The 17,296-nt window shown below is 42.2% G+C and carries 17 protein-coding genes and 1 rRNA gene; 11 read left to right on the forward strand and 7 right to left on the reverse strand.

Features of this window, described 5'->3' with window-relative positions:
• Nucleotides 1-9 precede the first annotated feature (9 nt).
• Together FTU39_RS06375 and FTU39_RS06380 are read right to left on the reverse strand one after the other, a co-directional pair.
• A complete protein-coding gene (locus tag FTU39_RS06375) occupies nt 10-723 on the reverse strand; it encodes a DUF3108 domain-containing protein (RefSeq protein WP_004976176.1) in 714 nt (237 codons plus the stop codon).
• A gap of 145 nt (nt 724-868) precedes the next feature.
• Nucleotides 869-1,543 carry a hypothetical protein gene (locus FTU39_RS06380; protein WP_004976182.1) on the reverse strand — a complete coding sequence of 225 codons (675 nt, stop codon included), beginning with the start codon at nt 1,541-1,543 and terminating at the stop codon, nt 869-871.
• Between the two features lie 275 nt (nt 1,544-1,818).
• On the opposite strand from FTU39_RS06380, the gene FTU39_RS06385 reads away from it, so the two are divergent.
• Complete coding sequence (locus FTU39_RS06385) at nt 1,819-2,676, forward strand: energy transducer TonB (RefSeq protein WP_171062604.1); 858 nt, start codon at nt 1,819-1,821, stop codon at nt 2,674-2,676.
• 212 nt (nt 2,677-2,888) lie between these two features.
• On the opposite strand, the gene ybeY is transcribed toward FTU39_RS06385, so the two are convergent.
• From ybeY to miaB, 3 genes are read right to left on the reverse strand one after another with little or no spacing between them, the layout of a single operon-like run.
• The gene (ybeY, locus tag FTU39_RS06390; protein WP_004976192.1) at nt 2,889-3,371 is read right to left on the reverse strand and encodes an rRNA maturation RNase YbeY; all 483 of its coding nucleotides are present in this window, start codon (nt 3,369-3,371) and stop codon (nt 2,889-2,891) included.
• 43 nt (nt 3,372-3,414) lie between these two features.
• Nucleotides 3,415-4,488 carry a PhoH family protein gene (locus FTU39_RS06395; RefSeq protein WP_180051888.1) on the reverse strand — a complete coding sequence of 358 codons (1,074 nt, stop codon included), beginning with the start codon at nt 4,486-4,488 and terminating at the stop codon, nt 3,415-3,417.
• A gap of 39 nt (nt 4,489-4,527) precedes the next feature.
• Nucleotides 4,528-5,982, reverse strand: a complete 1,455-nt coding sequence (miaB, locus tag FTU39_RS06400; protein WP_168418537.1) for a tRNA (N6-isopentenyl adenosine(37)-C2)-methylthiotransferase MiaB — start codon at nt 5,980-5,982, stop codon at nt 4,528-4,530.
• A gap of 359 nt (nt 5,983-6,341) precedes the next feature.
• On the opposite strand from miaB, the gene FTU39_RS06405 reads away from it, so the two are divergent.
• From FTU39_RS06405 to FTU39_RS06430, 6 genes are all read left to right on the forward strand, one after another.
• Nucleotides 6,342-8,228 (forward strand): lytic transglycosylase domain-containing protein, encoded by a 1,887-nt coding sequence (locus FTU39_RS06405; RefSeq protein ID WP_180051892.1) that lies wholly within the window; start codon nt 6,342-6,344, stop codon nt 8,226-8,228.
• A 71-nt stretch (nt 8,229-8,299) separates the two neighbouring features.
• A complete protein-coding gene (locus tag FTU39_RS06410) occupies nt 8,300-8,947 on the forward strand; it encodes a ribonuclease I (protein WP_180051889.1) in 648 nt (215 codons plus the stop codon).
• Between the two features lie 201 nt (nt 8,948-9,148).
• Entirely contained in the window at nt 9,149-10,135 is a 987-nt protein-coding gene (locus tag FTU39_RS06415) for a malate dehydrogenase (RefSeq protein WP_168461095.1), read from the forward strand.
• A gap of 239 nt (nt 10,136-10,374) precedes the next feature.
• Complete coding sequence (locus tag FTU39_RS06420) at nt 10,375-11,586, forward strand: YeeE/YedE family protein (protein WP_180051890.1); 1,212 nt, start codon at nt 10,375-10,377, stop codon at nt 11,584-11,586.
• A gap of 205 nt (nt 11,587-11,791) precedes the next feature.
• A complete protein-coding gene (locus FTU39_RS06425) occupies nt 11,792-12,040 on the forward strand; it encodes a DUF2789 family protein (RefSeq protein WP_096901745.1) in 249 nt (82 codons plus the stop codon).
• Between the two features lie 179 nt (nt 12,041-12,219).
• A complete protein-coding gene (locus FTU39_RS06430) occupies nt 12,220-12,477 on the forward strand; it encodes a DUF2789 family protein (protein ID WP_026438086.1) in 258 nt (85 codons plus the stop codon).
• Between the two features lie 62 nt (nt 12,478-12,539).
• On the opposite strand, the gene FTU39_RS06435 is transcribed toward FTU39_RS06430, so the two are convergent.
• Nucleotides 12,540-13,067, reverse strand: coding sequence for a hypothetical protein (locus tag FTU39_RS06435; protein WP_180051891.1), 528 nt, complete (start codon nt 13,065-13,067; stop codon nt 12,540-12,542).
• An 86-nt stretch (nt 13,068-13,153) separates the two neighbouring features.
• A complete protein-coding gene (locus tag FTU39_RS06440; RefSeq protein ID WP_179990503.1) occupies nt 13,154-13,756 on the reverse strand; it encodes a 2OG-Fe(II) oxygenase in 603 nt (200 codons plus the stop codon).
• Between the two features lie 116 nt (nt 13,757-13,872).
• On the opposite strand from FTU39_RS06440, the gene FTU39_RS06445 reads away from it, so the two are divergent.
• From FTU39_RS06445 to FTU39_RS06460, 4 genes are all read left to right on the forward strand, one after another.
• Nucleotides 13,873-14,730: a 23S rRNA (adenine(2030)-N(6))-methyltransferase RlmJ gene (locus FTU39_RS06445; protein WP_026438537.1), complete on the forward strand. Its 858-nt coding sequence runs from the start codon at nt 13,873-13,875 to the stop codon at nt 14,728-14,730.
• 43 nt (nt 14,731-14,773) lie between these two features.
• Nucleotides 14,774-15,598 carry a CDP-diacylglycerol--serine O-phosphatidyltransferase gene (gene pssA, locus FTU39_RS06450; protein ID WP_004976213.1) on the forward strand — a complete coding sequence of 275 codons (825 nt, stop codon included), beginning with the start codon at nt 14,774-14,776 and terminating at the stop codon, nt 15,596-15,598.
• A 40-nt stretch (nt 15,599-15,638) separates the two neighbouring features.
• Nucleotides 15,639-16,721: a DUF6670 family protein gene (locus tag FTU39_RS06455; protein WP_104853049.1), complete on the forward strand. Its 1,083-nt coding sequence runs from the start codon at nt 15,639-15,641 to the stop codon at nt 16,719-16,721.
• Between the two features lie 462 nt (nt 16,722-17,183).
• Nucleotides 17,184-17,296 (forward strand): 16S ribosomal RNA (locus FTU39_RS06460); the annotation flags it as partial.

A 17,296-nucleotide genomic window follows, 5' to 3' on the forward strand; every position in this document is an offset into this window, starting at 1 on the left:
TATTCTAAATTAGTTGGTCGGGCCTTTATAGCCTGTGAGTAATAATCCATAAGACTTGTCTTTGTCTTGGTGGGTAACTTTGACAGGCAAGTAGTCAAGTTTTGGTGCCAACCAGAAAATCGTATCACGGTTTGGTTTGTTGTGTTTCAGCACCACTTTAATGGTATCAAAAGTACCATAACTGGTTTTGATTTTTTCTGAACCTTGCTTAATAAAGCGACGTGATTCCACCTCTTTATTATCGGCAATATAGTAGCTCGATTTTAAACCGCCACTTTTTAAGTCTTCACGGATTTGCAGTTCCGCATTCAACTCATCCAACACGCCCGCTTTCCACGCAAAAGAACGGGTGTCGCTGTCCTTTTTGGTGTTAATGGTTTTCGCCGAAGGATTGAAGTTAATACTCATGGTGTTGTTATGCACCAAAATCTTACTGCTGCGGCTAAAGCTAGATGAGCCAATTTTGCCATTATTAAAACTAAAACGGCTAGTTTCTGTAGCAGAGGCAATCACGCCTGCTTTGGCAGCAAACACATAACTCCATTGGTTACCTGTTTGGCTTAAAGTACGTGTTGCAGAACCTAAGTTTTTACCATTGTAGTTAAATTGATAACTGGCTTGGAAAGGACTCATGGCAAATGTTTGGCTAGAGAAACCAGCCAAAAACAGTGCTGTAGACACACCGGCTGCCATACCCATTTTTTTCAATACATGATTTGCCATTGCTGAGATATTTCCTCTGTATGTAGGGAGATGCAATTTACTTGCTTGTTGCCATTATACGCGTTGAATATGAAGAGAAAATTAGGAATTATGCGGCTTGTGTAGTTTTCCTGTATGTATTCTCTTCTAAAGTTTCAGCTTAGCTTTATTTTTGTTTCAGCGGTGTGACTTGCGTATCTGCAAGAGATTCTTCCACATCTTCTAGTCTTTCTTCAGACATTTTGCGGAACAACGCCGTTAAATTGACGTTGCCAGTGAGCACCAATTCCGCTTCACGTAATACCGCATGATTCACATGAACTTTGCTGAGTGTGTCAATGATAGAGCGGCTTTTGCCCAACCAGCGATTTAAATCTAAATGCAGCAAATCATCTTTGACTTTAATGACTTTGAGTTTTTCTAAAATCATGCCTAAAGGGTCATCATTGCGTATTTTTTGATAGTAAAATAAAGCGCACTTCACAGCGATTTTATGCAAAAAACTTGGATAACTTGCTTCAATCACCTGCGTGTCACTAATTTGTTCAAACACAATCAGCTGAGTATCTTTATTCAATTCCATCTGTACTAATTTTAAATCGACAGACAGAGTGATGTTCAAGCCGTTGTAATCTAGGGTTGCATAAAGACGTAACCAGTCGTCGTGTAAGTCTGCGTGCAGATCTTGCAACATTTTCACATTATCGGTCACAAAGCGCTGAAAAGTCGCATTTAAGAAGACCTGAGATAATGGAAATTCACGTTCATCCTCAATAAATCCTTCCGCTTTTTGGTACACTTGACGGATACGTTGAGAGATATTGGTGATCAGGGTTTGCATACGGCCGTCCAAGTCGTTCATTCATTCTTTACAGATACAAATATTTTGTCGAATTGTATTAAAAATACAGGCATAGAAGCTTGCAGTTTAGCAAAATAAGTTGCACCATTTTTAAGATTTTAAGGCTCAGTAGTCAGCTTTTTGATGAACTTCGCAGTTTTGCAGAAAAGCAAAAACTGAGCAAAGTAATATGCTCTTTAGTTTATACCGCATTTGGCGGCTTGGGGAATCAGACGTTTTGTCGGATTAATGTGATGCTAAAAAAAATTCAATTGATGCCTTCTACGCAAGATTGGTGGAAAGATCCTATTTTTGCTGCAGCGTTGCTGGTGGCTGCTGTATTGCACGCATTAATTTTGGCCGTGCAGTTTGCTGCACCGCAACAAAGCGATGCTGCGGTCAAAGAGATTGCGGTATCGGTACGCATGAGCGATGCAAAAGTTGAAGATGCAGATTTCTTAGCCCAAGCCGATCAGCAAGGTTCAGGTACGTTTCGTGAAGAACATCGCATGTCGAGTGATATGCCTGCACCCATGACTGAACAAAGTGCAGGGGAGCAGCAATTGGAAAGTTTAGAGCGTATGCAGCAACAGCGTGAATTAAACTTTGAAGAAAAAGTATTGATGACCACGCTCAGTTGGCAAAAACAGGCTGCAGAAAATCAGCGCAAAAAAGCCATGCAGGAGTTGAATAGCCAATTCCAAGCTAAGGCTGCCATGGTCGCCAGTATTGAAGCGCAATATTTACAACGCCAACAAAATTTTAGCCGTCAGCAAAAAATTAAAACCATCGATGGGATTCAGGCCAAGCAAGACAACACCGCTGGTTATATGGAAAAATTCCGTCAAAAAGTCGAATTTTATGGTAACCGTTATTATCCAGAACAAGCCAAAGCACAGAATTTGGCAGGCGAAGTACGTTTAATGGTGATTTTGAACAACAATGGTGGGATTCGTGCCATTCGTTTAATTGAAAGTTCAGGACATGCCATGCTAGATGAAGCAGCCAAAGCTTCGGTGCGTAAAGCCGCACCTTTTGGTGCATTTGATGCCAAAATGAAAGATATTTCTGAATTGCGGATTGTACGGACGTGGCGTTTTGACCCTGCTGAAGCTGAGTTTGAGGTGCGCTAGTTTTTCCCTCTCTCTGGCTCTCTCCCAAAGGGAGAGAGGACTTTGTGGACAAGTAACAAGAATCTACTCTCTGCTTTACGCAGCAATGTTCTTCTGGTATTTAGCAATCATGGGACTCTAATGAATGTTCTCCCTCCCATTGGGAGGGAGTAGTTTTAAACAAAAAAGCGAGCCTTAGCCCGCTATTTTTATGATTTTCTAAAACTTAAAATTCAATCTCTTTCCATGTATGGATTATCCAAACCCAACTTGGCAAGAATCTCAACTTCTAAAGCTTCCATTTCTTCGGCATCCTCATCTGAGGTTTCATGATCATAGCCCATAAGGTGCAGCGTGCCATGTACTAGCATGTGAGTGAAATGCGCTAATGGTGTTTTGGCTTGTTCTGCAGCTTCCTGTAAAACCACAGGAATACAAATTACCAAATCCCCAATAGGGAAGCTCGGCAAAACTTGTGCCATTTCATCGGGTAAATCGCTTGGGAAAGACAAGACGTTGGTAGATTTGTCTTTTTTGCGATATTCCAGATTGAGCTTGTGACTTTCGGCATGATCGACACAGGCAATTCCAATTTCACAATCACTTTGGGTGTCTATATGTCTTAAAGTGGTTTCGACTACTTTTTTCAGATAGGCACGTTTTAACACCAGCTCAGGCGCTTGAATATCCTGTTGCAGGCTGAGACTTAATTTCAAAATGAATCCTTAATACTTCAGTAGGTTGCAGAGCGCACAGCGATTAGTACTGTGCATCTGCTGCGGCATCATTTTCCGCAATTAATGCTTCCTGGCGCGCTTTACGTTCTGCACGCGCTTCGGCACTTAAACGCTGTTGCTCACTGTCCCAGCCTTCATAGGCTTCAACAATTTTCTGAACCAGCTGGTGACGCACGACATCACGAGAATGGAAACGAGTAATATGAATTTCAGGGATTTTATCAATCACACGTAAGGCATGTGCCAGACCAGACTGCTGACCACGTGGTAAATCCACCTGAGTCACATCACCGGTAATCACTGCACGTGAACCAAACCCTAAACGGGTCAGGAACATCTTCATCTGTTCAGGCGTGGTGTTCTGGGCTTCATCCAAAATCACAAAAGAGTGGTTGAGGGTACGACCACGCATATACGCCAGTGGTGCAACTTCAATCACTTGACGTTCAATCAGCTTAGCAACTTTTTCAAAGCCGAGCATTTCATACAGGGCATCATAAAGGGGACGCAAATACGGGTCAATTTTCTGGGTTAAATCACCCGGTAAGAAGCCCAGTTTTTCACCCGCTTCAACCGCAGGGCGCACCAATAGAATCCGCTGGATTTCATTGCGTTCCAACATATCTACGGCAGCGGCAACAGCCAAATAGGTTTTACCCGTACCTGCAGGGCCAATACCAAATGAAATATCGCTTTGCAAAATACGCTGAACATAACGCTTTTGGTTGGCACCGCGTGGGTTAATACGGCCTTTGCGGGTTTGTAACCAAACAGCATCCAATCCAGTATGCTCTTGCCCATCATCCGATTGTAATTCACGGTCAGTCTGACTGCCTTGAATCATCATGTGGAGCGTGTCTGCACTGATTTGTGCAGAACTTTCCGCTTCTTCATGCAGGCGTTGCAAGAGCGTTTCGGCTCGCTCAACTGCATCAATTTCCCCATCTATAAAAAAGGCGTCACCACGATGGGAAATTTGGACGTCTAGGCGTTGTTCGATTTGTTTCAAATGTCCGTTATAAGCACCGAGCATGCTTTTTAAACGTTCCATTGAAATACCAGGAAAAGTTACTGTACGTCGAATCGCTGCAGTCAAGAGAATTCCTTAATCTGTTATTGGACTTTAGCTCCTACATTACGCCACGTCAGGCTCAAGATTCAAGAGCTCACCATAAACTAAATTCAAAGTTTTAATCTCGGTAATCTCAATCTCCGCAAAGCGTCCGACCCAAGCAGGGTCACCAATAAATGTTACTAAACGTGTATTGTCTGCTGTGCCGACCAAAATGTTCGGATCTTTATCAGAAACATTTTCAATCAGGACACGTTGCACCGTACCCAGCATGGCATCGGTCTTATCAATACTCGATTGTTTGATCCATTGTTGGACTTTGGCCAAACGCTCTTTTTTCACATCTTCAGGTGTGGTGTCTTCAAGTTCAGATGCAGGCGTACCTGGACGTTTTGAATAGATGAAACTGTACGAGTGGTCAAAATCCATCTCTTGAATAAACTGATAAGTTTCTTCAAAGTTTTGATCGGTTTCACCAGGGAAGCCAATAATAAAATCGCTAGATAAGTGCATGTCTGGGCGTACTTTACGTAATTTGGCAATCTTATCGATATACACATCAATAGTGTGGTTACGTTTCATGGCTTGTAACACATCATTCGAACCACTTTGCACAGGCAAGTGTAAATGCGACACCATTTGCGGTAAATCACGGTAGCATTGAATCAAATCATCATTAAATTCTAGAGGGTGTGATGTGGTGTAGCGAATTCGTCCAATACCAGGTACTTCGGCAACCAAACGCAGTAAATCGGCAAAAGTACAAATTTTGCCGTCAAAAGTTTCACCACGGTAGCCATTCACGTTTTGACCGAGCAAGCTAATTTCACGTACACCTTTTTCAGCCAAAGTCGCAATTTCAGCTAAGACGTCATCTAAAGGACGTGACACTTCTTCACCACGGGTATATGGCACGACACAGAATGAGCAGTATTTTGAACAGCCTTCCATAATCGATACAAAGGCCTTAAAGCCTTCAACTCGCGGCTCAGGTAGGAAGTCGAACTTTTCGATGTCTGGGAAAGAAATATCCACCAGTTTGATTTTTTCTTTCTTTGGTTTTTCGACCTGATCGTGGTGTTGATCAAGCATTTGCGGTAAACGGTGTAAGGTTTGTGGACCAAAAATCATATCCACATACGGGGCACGCTTTTGAATATTGTCGCCTTCCTGAGAAGCGACGCAACCGCCTACGCCAATCACCAAATCAGGATTTTTTTCTTTCAGCTTACGCCAGCGACCTAATTCAGAAAACACCTTTTCCTGCGCTTTTTCACGAATCGAACAGGTATTCATGAGCAGAATATCGGCATCAGCAGGGTTGCTGGTCAGTACATAGCCGTGAGAATCGCCTAAAAGGTCTGCCATACGGTGACTGTCATACTCATTCATCTGACACCCTTGCGTTTCGATATACAGTTTTTTGACTGAACCGTCGGCTGGGGTGTGCTGTGGCTGGGTAACAGTGTTTTCTGAGGCAGCTTGGGCACCATTGGGGATGAAGGTTTGAACCGTCATGTAGGCTCCTAAGAGATAGTTCACTAAATCGTTTATAAAAAATAAACGTCATTAGACAAAAGAAAGGCGCATATTTTAGCAGGAATTCACGCTAAACTGACAGCCTTAAATCAGCACAACAGCTGATTGAAATATGAAGAAATTTGTTTGAACATGAGTTGTAAGATTAATAGTGTCTAATCAGAAGGTTACATAACAGAACACAACTGCGGTTCTAGACTAATTAAACTAAACCTAAAGATGAGATGCGGACCTCGAGGCAAAAGTAAATGACTGAAGGCAAGCGAATGCTGCAAATGATGAAACAAAATAATAAATTAACGAAAAAGCTTGTATTAAGTCTGGTTTCGCTTGCCGTAATGACAGGTACGCATGCCGCAAATGAACAGTTTAATGATGCACTGCGCGCAGCCAATTCAGGCGATGTCGATTTATTGCAGCAGTATCAGCATGCCATGCAAAATGATGTCTTGGGTTACTATCCTGAATACTGGGCATTGAACACCAATTTGGGTATGCAACCTGCCAGTGCTATTGTGCAGTTTGCACAGCGTCATCCACAATCGGCGATGGCAGAAAAACTCGCAGCCGATTACATCGAAGAAAAAGTGAAGCAGGCCGATTTTAGCAGTGCCCAACCTGTGCTTGCCTATGTGAGTAATGCCGATCAGGCCGAAAGCTGTGCCATAGCACAAGTCCGTATCCGTTCGGGTGATCCTTTGGTGGTCGCAGAGTTTAAGGATGTGTGGCTGAATACCAATACGCAACCTGAATCTTGTACAGGTTTGGGACGAATGATGCTGTCGAGTCCGTTAATGACTCAGCAAGATAAGCAGCAACGCTTATGGGCACAATTGCGTGCAGGGCAGTCAGGACTCGCTTTAGCGACTGCGCAAAGTTTAGGTATGAATATCAGTTTGGCACAATTGAACAGCATTCAAGCCAATCCACTGAATTATTTGTGGTCGGCCCCAAAAGCCAGCAATGAAGATCACGCTTATTTAATTTATGCCATAGGTCGTTTGGCTGACAGTGATCTGGATTCGGCCTTGTCTTCACTAAAACGGAGCGCAGAGGGTACACCCGATGCCGTACAAAAAGCGTTGCACCGTGCAGTAGGCTATATTGGTGGCACCACGGTGATGAAAAATAATTTCAACCGTGAAGTGTTAAGCGCCTTAGATGCCAGTTATGGCTTGCCATTTAGCCCCGAAGAAGCAGAAATCTATGCCCGACAGGCCATCCGCTTTGGTGCATGGGAAAGTGTGATTCGTGCAGTAGACAGCATGAGTGTGACTCAGAAACAAGAAGACCGTTGGCAATACTGGTTGGCTCGTGCCTCAGAACAACGTGGTGATGCAGCATCGAAACGCAGCGCGCAAAATATTTATAAACAGTTGGCACAGGGCGATGATTATCACAACTTATTAGCAAAAGATCGTCTTGGGCAGCGTTACAATGCCATTCCAGTAAATAGCCAGCCGACAAGCAATGATTTACAGCGTTTAAATCAGGATATTCACTTTAACCGTGCCTTTGCCTTGCGTGAAATTAATGCACCTGCCAATTATATCAACCGTGAATGGAACTGGGCGGTACGTCAGGCGTATTTAAGACAGGATGATGGTTTGATTTTAGCAGCGGCTAAGCGTGCAACCGATATGGGTTGGTATGATCGTGCCATTTATGCAGCAGATCGTACTGTGAATAAGCACAACTATAGTTACCGTTATGCGATGCCACATCGTAATTATGTTGTGAGCCACAGTCAAAATGCAGGTATTGACCCTGCTTGGGCTTATGGTTTGATGCGTCAAGAAAGCCGTTTCAATACTACGGCACGTTCGCATGTCGGTGCGGGTGGACTCATGCAAATTATGCCAGACACGGCACGTTTGGTTGCACGACAAATGGGTGAAACTTATAATCCTGCTGCACTCAGTGATATGAATACCAATATCCGCTACGGTACATTTTATTTGTCGACCATTCAGCGACAATTAAGCAATAGTCCTGTGCTGGCCACAGCAGGGTACAATGCGGGGCCAAACCGCGCACGCCGTTGGCAGCCAGAGTTTCAGCAAATTGCGGCAGACCAATATACGGAAAGTATTCCTTTGTTGGAAACACGTGACTATGTAAAACACGTCATGACCAATGCTACACATTATGGATTGATGTTAGGTCAAGGCGGACAATCTATGAGTAGTCGTATGCAAAGTATTCCATCACGCAATACACCATAGTTAGTGGAATACTCAAGCATGCCATTTGTCATCGAATCACTGTTAAGGGGGCAGAATCATTGAAAATGAGGATGGGTACCATTTTGCAGCCAATTCATTTTGCATTGCTCAGTTTGGGTGGTGCAGCTTTGGTCATGTGTACACAAAACGCATTTTCAGCTCCTGTACAAGGCTATGTGATGTCGGTTCAAATGACTCCAGCCGTATGTTTAATTGATTCTACCAAAAGCAAAAAGCGTAAATGTTTGGAAGGTTACTCACTGAATATTGAGGGTTTATATCCTGAAGTCGCGACGCGTGAATGTAGTACCCATTCATCGGCAAAGTTGCCGCCGCTACAAGCGAAGGTAGTGGCGCGAGTCATGCCCGATGATGCTGCGCGAGTACAGCTTTGGCAGGGTATAGGTGGGTGTGTACCTATGAATGCCAGTCAGTATTTCCGCATGATCATTAACAATGCAGATCGGATTAACGTGCCTGCGGTATTGACGGGCCAAGACACTCAAACCGTACAACTGGGTCAGTTGCGTAGCCTGTTCTTAAAATCCAACTCAGGTATGTCATCCAAAAGCATTCATTTTCAATGCTCGAATCATCAGGGCAGCAGTTATTTAACCGAAATCAAAATTTGCTATAACAGTGCAGGGCACTATAAGCAGTGTGCTGCCAACATTGGGTCAAATTGCCCAAGTCAGTTTGTGATTAAAGGTTCTTACTAGGTTTTTGAGCGCATTAAATTTGTGGTTTAGAGTCTTTTGGAAATATTTTATTTATATTTTCTATCAGACTTTTGTGGAATTTGATGCGCTTTTGCATGCATCCGCTGAATGATTGGAGTACAATCTTTCGCGTTTATGATTATTAGATTAAATGGACTGACTATTTAATCGCATTGACTATCCTCAACTGGAGATAATTACATGAAGCAACCCGTTCGTGTTGCCGTGACTGGCGCTGCAGGTCAAATTGGTTACAGCTTATTATTCCGTATCGCTAGCGGTGAAATGTTGGGTAAAGACCAACCAGTTATTCTTCAATTGTTAGAAATTCCTGTTGAGAAAGCTCAACAAGCGCTTAAAGGCGTAATGATGGAACTTGACGACTGTGCTTTCCCATTATTGGCAGGCATGATCGGTACTGATGATCCTAAAGTTGCATTTAAAGATGCTGACTACGCTTTATTAGTTGGTTCACGTCCACGTGGTCCTGGTATGGAACGTGCTGACTTGTTAAAAGTGAACGGCGAAATCTTCATTGGTCAAGGTCAAGCATTGAACGAAGTTGCGAGCCGTGACGTTAAAGTTCTTGTTGTAGGTAACCCTGCGAACACGAATGCTTACATTGCAATGAAATCTGCTGCAGACCTTCCTGCGAAAAACTTCACAGCAATGTTACGTCTTGACCACAACCGTGCGTTAACTCAACTTGCTCAAAAAGCGGGTGTTGCAGTTTCTGACATCAAAAACATGACAGTTTGGGGTAACCACTCTCCAACAATGTATGCTGACTACCGTTTTGCAAATGTAAACGGCGAAAGCTTAAAAGACAAAATCAACGATGCAGAATGGAACAAAGACGTATTTCTTCCAACAGTTGGTAAACGTGGTGCTGCGATCATTGAAGCGCGTGGTTTATCTTCTGCTGCTTCTGCTGCAAACGCTGCAATTGACCACATGCGTGACTGGGCGCTTGGCACAAACGGCGAATGGGTAACTATGGGTATCCCTTCTGATGGTTCTTACGGTATTCCTGAAGGCGTAATGTTCGGTTTCCCTGTAACTTGCGAAAATGGCGAGTACAAAATCGTTCAAGGTCTTGAAATCGACGAGTTCAGCCGTGAGCGTATCAACTTCACGTTAAACGAACTTGAAGAAGAGCGCGCAGCAATTGCTGACATGCTTAAATAATTTAATCTTCTAGATTAAATTAAAAACTCGGTTACGAGTTAGGCCAGTCAATTTTATTGACTGGCCTTTTGTTTTCTATGTTCATATTTCTTATAAAAATAAGACTTATAAATCAAACTTACTTATATTTATTATCAGATATAAGAATGAATTATCTGCGATAAAATAAGCAGTCAGTCCTACAGCGTAGGGGAAATTGCGTAGAATACGCGGGTTTCCTTTTTCAAATTCTCTCTTCCATGTCTGTTATTGTTGCAGCTTCCCAAAGATCGAATGTTTCGGTTTGGGTGGCTTTTATCTTGTTAATTGTGGGTACCTTGGGTGCCTATCAAATTGTTGGTCTGAATCAAGCGCTGTTATTTTTGATTGGCGGTGCTTTGGGGATGACGTTGTATCACGCCTCTTTTGGTTTTACTTCTAGCTGGCGTGTGTTTATTAAAGAACGTCGTGGTCGTGGTTTGCGGGCTCAAATGATTATGCTGGGCTTGGCGGTGTTGTTGTTCTTTCCTGCTTTAGGTGCAGGTGAGTTGTTTGGCAATCCCGTCAAGGGCAATGTCAATCCTGTGTCGATGTCGGTCATGATTGGTGCTTTTATTTTTGGTATTGGCATGCAGTTGGGGGGTGGCTGTGCATCGGGTACGCTATACACGGTAGGCGGTGGCAGTGCGCGTATGTTGGTTACGCTATTTTTCTTCTGCTTAGGTTCACTGATTGCCACTTCGCATTTAGATTGGTGGTTTAATCTGCCGCATTTGGCGCCAATCTCGATTGTCGAAAGTTTTGGGGTGATTCCTGCACTTATTCTAAGCTTTGTTATTTTTGCTGTGATTGCTGCCGCAACCGTGTTTTTTGAAAAGAAACGTCATGGCAGTTTAGAAGTCGAGCCGCAAAGTCAGTACCATGGTTGGAAGCGTTTCCTCAAAGGTCCTTGGCCGTTAATTTGGGGTGGGCTTATTTTAACGCTGCTGAATTTTGCTACCTTGGTATTGGCTGGTCGTCCGTGGGGCGTGACTTCTGCGCTTGCAGTTTGGGCTGCAAAAGTTGCTGTTTTTGCGGGTGTAGATGTAAGCGCTTGGGATTATTGGCAGCAGTCAGGCAATGCTAAAGCATTGGCAAATTCATTGTGGCATGACATCACCTCTATGATGAATTTTGGCATTATGTTGGGTGCATTGCTTGCTGCAAGTTTGGCTGGAAAATTTGCCCCGAACTTTAATATTCCACGCCGTTCACTGGTTGCGGCTGTTATAGGTGGCTTATTACTTGGTTATGGTGCACGTTTGGCCTACGGTTGTAACATTGGCGCATACTTTAGCGGAATTGCTTCGGGCAGTGTGCATGGTTGGTTATGGCTAGTATTTGCATTTATGGGGAATGCCATTGGTGTGAAATTGCGCCCAATCTTCTTTCCAAATGAAAAGCCACAGCCTGAAAAACTAACAGGTTGCTAACTTTTAATTTAAGTAGATGAAAGCCAGTCGGTTTACATTGACTGGCTTTTTTGTTGCCTGTCATCGTGTTAAGAATATTGAGTGGGATGCTTTAGGTATATCGCATCGTACAAAAAATAACATGCTGCAACTCGGCTGCTGCTGAATTGCGGCTCGAAGCAGGTTAAGGTCATTAAAAGTACAAGACGAATCAAAGGAGGATGCCATGTTTGACCAACAACCGACTTTAGAACTGTTATTTCAACAATTGGGTCTAGATGCTGACGATGCAGCAATTGATCAATTTATTCGTGAGCATCAATTACCTGCAGAAACCAAATTACACTGTGCCGAGTTTTGGACGGAAGGGCAGCGCCAATTTTTGCAAAGCCATTGGAAAAAAGATGATGATTGGGCCATTGTGATTGAAACCTTAAATGAGCAATTACATAGTGATCAACATCCGAGTGTTTAATCGGTATTTAAGTTAAAAGTTTTTAAGTTAAATCAAATACTTTTCATCTAAAAAGCGCCAGTAAACTGCGTGCTCACAAAAAGATACAACAAACCCAGTCGGAAGACTGGGTTTTTTATACAAAGTGTTATAAGTTGGTTGAATAAGGAATTACAACGAAACTAATAAAAGGGGGCAAGGTGCTCATGCAAAATACTCCATCATTAGCCATGTTATTCAGCCAACTCGGTTTAGCCAGCAGCCCTGCAGCCATTGAATTGTATGTACGTACGCATCAATTACCTGCACATATTAATTTACATGAAGCGCCGTTTTGGAATAAATCACAACGTGAATTTTTAATCAGTCATTTGGTACAAGACGATGATTGGGCCATTTGGATTGATGAACTCAATCAACAATTGCATTTAGATGCTTATCGTTTACAAGCTGTTTAGGTTTAAGTCATCGTCATATTTAATATGTTTTCATTAAAAACGCCTCAGAACGAGGCGTTTTTTTAATGCATTCTGCTTTTGAGAATTTGTTTAAACCAGACTTCTGTTTGATAGGCGTTAAAAGCAGGGTGAATTTGTAAGAGTTCCAAATCAAATTCGGCAGTTTTACTGTACTTACCTAACCAGTGGCGACACAGTGCGCTTTCATTTTTACTGGCACTGGCATAGGCCAAGAAAAAGAAAATATCTCCATGTGCATAATGAGTCATGGCTTTTAAAACTTGTTGAGTAATTAAGGCGTATTTTGCATCGCGGGTCAGCTCAAAATACATCATATAGGCTTTGGCTAAATGCAAAGACAAGTTGATATACAGCGTCAACGGTATTTCTTCAAATTCAATCCGACCTTGTTCCAACAGCACAATGGCTTCTTGCAAAAAGTAAATCTGTTCTTGGCGTAACTCGCTCAAACTCACCAATTGTAAGCGTAAATCGGCACGTTCTAATGCCAATTCAGGCGTATTGCCTTGTAAAAAAAGTTGGTCGGTTTCCCCAATACGTTGAATAAGCTGTTGAGTCGAGTTGCGCATGGGTGAATTCCTGATAGCAATATTTGCTCTACATCGGGGCAAATTTACAGTTTTAAAGCCAATAGTCTGAAAAATGCGGTCTGTTTTTACCAAAGTTGATTGCCGCTGCGTAGCCATGCGGTAATGGAAAGACGTTGCTGTGTCGCAGGCAAAACTTCGTGCAATAAATCACTTTGGAAAATTGCAATCCGATTTGGGCGTGGTTCTATAATTTGCCATGCTCCATGTTTGTCTTGTAAACGTAGTTGTCCACCCCAATCTGTCTGCCATTCAGGGTGTAAATAATAGACAGCAGAAATCACCCGATCATTTTTTTGTTGTGGGTTATCGCGGTGCAAGGCATAAAAAGAACCTGCTTGGTAGCTGGCAAAATGTGCTTCGACCTCACGAATCCCTAAATAAAATGCCTGATTGAATTGTTCAGCCAAAGCCAAAAGGGTTTGGGTATGTTGTTGGGCAAAGCTTAAATCTTCGTGAATCCATAAAATATGATCACTGCGAATTTTGCTGATCACACCATTTTGTATGGCTGCTTCACGAAATTGATCTAAATTTTGACTACACTCTGCTAGAACCTGTTGTTGATATTCAGGTGAATAGGCATCATCCAGCATAGCAAAACCATGCAAATCTAAATCTTCAAGAATTTGATCAATATTCCAAGATTTTGGAAGCAGTGTGGCGTCCATAAAATAGATACTCAGACAAAATGCAAGACAAGCTGATTATTTTAGAGGAATACAAGCTCCTGAATGAAACTTTTTTTCATGCTAAAATGTCGGTTGATTTTAGGAATGAACCAAACATGAATTATCGTCACCATTTCCATGCGGGCAACTTTGCCGATGTCATGAAGCATGTTTTATTGCTGCAAATTCTGACACGTTTAAATGCCAAAGATAAACCTTATCGCTATGTCGATACACATGGCGGTGCGGGTAAATATGACTTATCTTTAGCACCTGCACAAAAATCGGGCGAATTTTTAAATGGTATTCATCGTTTAGTGAAACTAGATGATTCAATCAAACGTCAGGCACCAGAAGGCGTACAGCAGTATTTAAAACTGGTTGAAGCAATGCGTGAAACGGATGGGCAAGGTGCATATCCCGGTTCGCCATGGTTTGCTTTACAAGGTATGCGTGACATCGACAAAGCAACTATTTTTGAAATGCAGCGCGATGTATTCCAGCAATTGCGTCATAACATTCGTGATAAACGCGCAGGTTTACATGAGCGTGATGCTTACGAAGGTTTATTGGGCGTCATTCCACCAAAAGAAAAACGCGGTTTGGTGATGATTGATCCACCGTATGAATTGGAACGTAAAGATTTCCCTCAGTTGGTTGAATTATTGGCAGCTGCACATAAAAAATGGCCAACAGGCGTATTTGCGGTGTGGTATCCAATTAAAGACCGCGCCATGATTGAACGTTTTGAAAAGAAAATGTTTAAAACAGGTATTCGCCGTCAACTCATTTGTGAAATTTGTGTGTGGCCTGACGATACTCCTGTGGGCTTAAACGGTTGTGGTTTATTGGTGATTAATCCACCATGGAAATTCTCTGAAGATGCAGATGAAGCCCTGCAATGGTTGTTCCCGCACTTGCGTATGCAAGAACATGGTGGACATGCTGCAGTGCGTTGGTTAGTTGGCGAATAAAAAATTTAAATAGACGTTCAGGTTACAGTTAGGACACAAAATAATGACAAACACATCCAAACCCGAAGGAGAATATAGTTCCCGTGATCTTGAGCATGACGGAATTACATTTGAAGTGGTGGAAGAAGAACATACCCGTGAAGGGCAAAAGGTGAAACGTCGTGGTATCTATCTGTGGCCAAACCTGATTACCACGGCAGCCTTGCTGTCGGGTTTTTACTCCATTATTGCCAGTATGAATGGCGAATTTAGCCAAGCGATTTATGCCATTTTTCTAGCAGCATTGTTTGATGGTTTAGATGGTCGTGTGGCACGTGCGATTGGTGCGCAAAGTCCATTTGGCGAACAGTTTGATTCATTATCCGATATGCTCGCCTTTGGTGTTGCACCTGCGATTTTGATGTATAGCTGGAGTTTGCATGATTTAGGTCGTATCGGCTTGGCGGCTTGCTTTGTTTATACGGCTTGTGCCGCATTCCGTTTGGCGCGTTTTAATGTGCAAATTGGTGTGGTCGATAAACGCTACTTTATTGGTGTTGCAAGTCCTTTGGCTGCGCTGATTATCGTGTCGCTGGTTTGGGTAGGACGGGATTTTCCTGAACTGTATGATATTCGTGAAATTGGTCTACAAATCCTCAATGCTGTGATTATTATTGCAGTAGGATTGTTGATGATTTCCAATATTAAATATTATTCATTTAAAACCTTTGATCGTAAGCGTGTGCCGTTTTTTGTATTGCCAATCGCAGTATTTATCCTTGCAGCCATGACTTATAATATTCCTGTTGGAATTTTAGTGATTTCAATTATTTATGCACTTTCAGGTTTTGTGACCACTTTTATGGCAAGAAAAAATGCAGTGAGTTAATTAAGCTTTCATAAAAGCATCAACTCACAAGGAGTTTGATATGCAGCTGTTTCAAGATTTTCTCGATCGTTCCAAACAACTCAATCAAACTCCTGCGGCAACCGCCAAACTGCCTTATCACGCCCCAAAACATCATTATAAATTTATCTATCAGGGCTTAATTCTTCCTAATTTGCCTGCACCCTTACATTATCTCAACTTTATTGGTTTATTGGGCAGCCTAAATACCGCAATGCTGCGCCCTGAAAATGTGATTACAACCTCAGCTTTAGACACAGCCAGTATTCTTTGTAGTAGCAGCCCACACATGGTGGGGCAGTCCAATCATTATTCAATACAACATGATTGCGTATTTACTGCAGAGTATTTTCAGTTTGCCAATAAAGAGCGCATTACTGGACACTTTCCGCAATTTCATATTCAACGTGAAGATAGCGAACTTAGCTTTGATTTAAAGATCACCACAAGCTCTACAATTTCATATTTCACTAAATTGCGAATGAATTTGGCAGAACATTGGTCTTTGCTGTGTCAGTGTCAGGGAAGTGTACGCTATAAAGATCAGCATTTTCAGATTGAGCAATTGGGTAGTTTTGAGTTTGCCCGCTCAATCCAGTTTCCTTATTTCGCTGTGGCATTTTTTTGCTATCAAGTGATTAATCTGAATCATCAGCAACAAATGATATTGCTACAAAGTCGTGATGTGTTGAATCGAATTTTGCAATCTCGAATCTATCTGCGAAATGCGAACACGGAGCAAACTCGGGTATTTGATGGGCAAGTACAATTTAATATTCAACGGGTTTATCCAAAAGTAAAAACGCCAACAGGTCAGTGTATGTATTTGCCACGTGAGTTTGAATGGCGTTATCAAGATGAAGATGGCACCTCAATTCATTTACAGGCGCAGAGTCGTGGTGATTTTAAATTTGGGGCTGCAGCAGGTTATGTCGGAAGTTTTCAATATCAGTTGGCTATAAATGGAGATCAACAACAAGGAGAAGGAGGCTATTGTGAATATATCGACTGCCGCGCACTGAAATGGCAGGAACATGATCAGCCAGAAAAAATGCCAGATGTAGTTATGAATCCTGAACCTTTTATGATCAAGAAAAAGAAATAAACAGTATTTTGTGGAAAAGTGAAGTATTTTGCTGAATAATTAACCGTTTGGATTAAAAAACTGATAAAACTTAAAAAGAGGGGTTGCATGGCGAAATATTTGCCCTATAATGCACATCCATCGGCGGTGATGAAGATTAAAACTTCTGATAAAACAATGACTTGGTTAAACTTGATTAAGTTGGGTTTTAGAAAGAAAGTTTAAAATAATTTAAATTACCAGTTGACACTTTAGAAATAAGGCGTAATATAGCCGACCTAGCTTGATGCTGACGAAGCATCGAGAAGATCATTAAGAGATTATGAAGAACAACTTGTGTGGATTTTTACTGATTGATTGATCGAAAATATTTCATTGATTGATTGATTGGTTTAAATTACTCGAAGTTTATTTGAGCGAAATTTAAGTCAGAAAATTGATGAGCCAGATTTGGAAGTTTAGATTAAAACTTCAAAATGATTTTAACTGAAGAGTTTGATCATGGCTCAGATTGAACGCTGGCGGCAGGCTTAACACATGCAAGTCGAGCGGGCGAGGTTGCTTCGGTAACTGAGCTAGCGGCGGACGGGTGAGTA

It is taken from the genome of Acinetobacter sp. YH12099 (genome assembly GCF_013419195.1).
In the GTDB taxonomy this organism is placed as follows: Bacteria; Pseudomonadota; Gammaproteobacteria; order Pseudomonadales; family Moraxellaceae; genus Acinetobacter; species Acinetobacter towneri.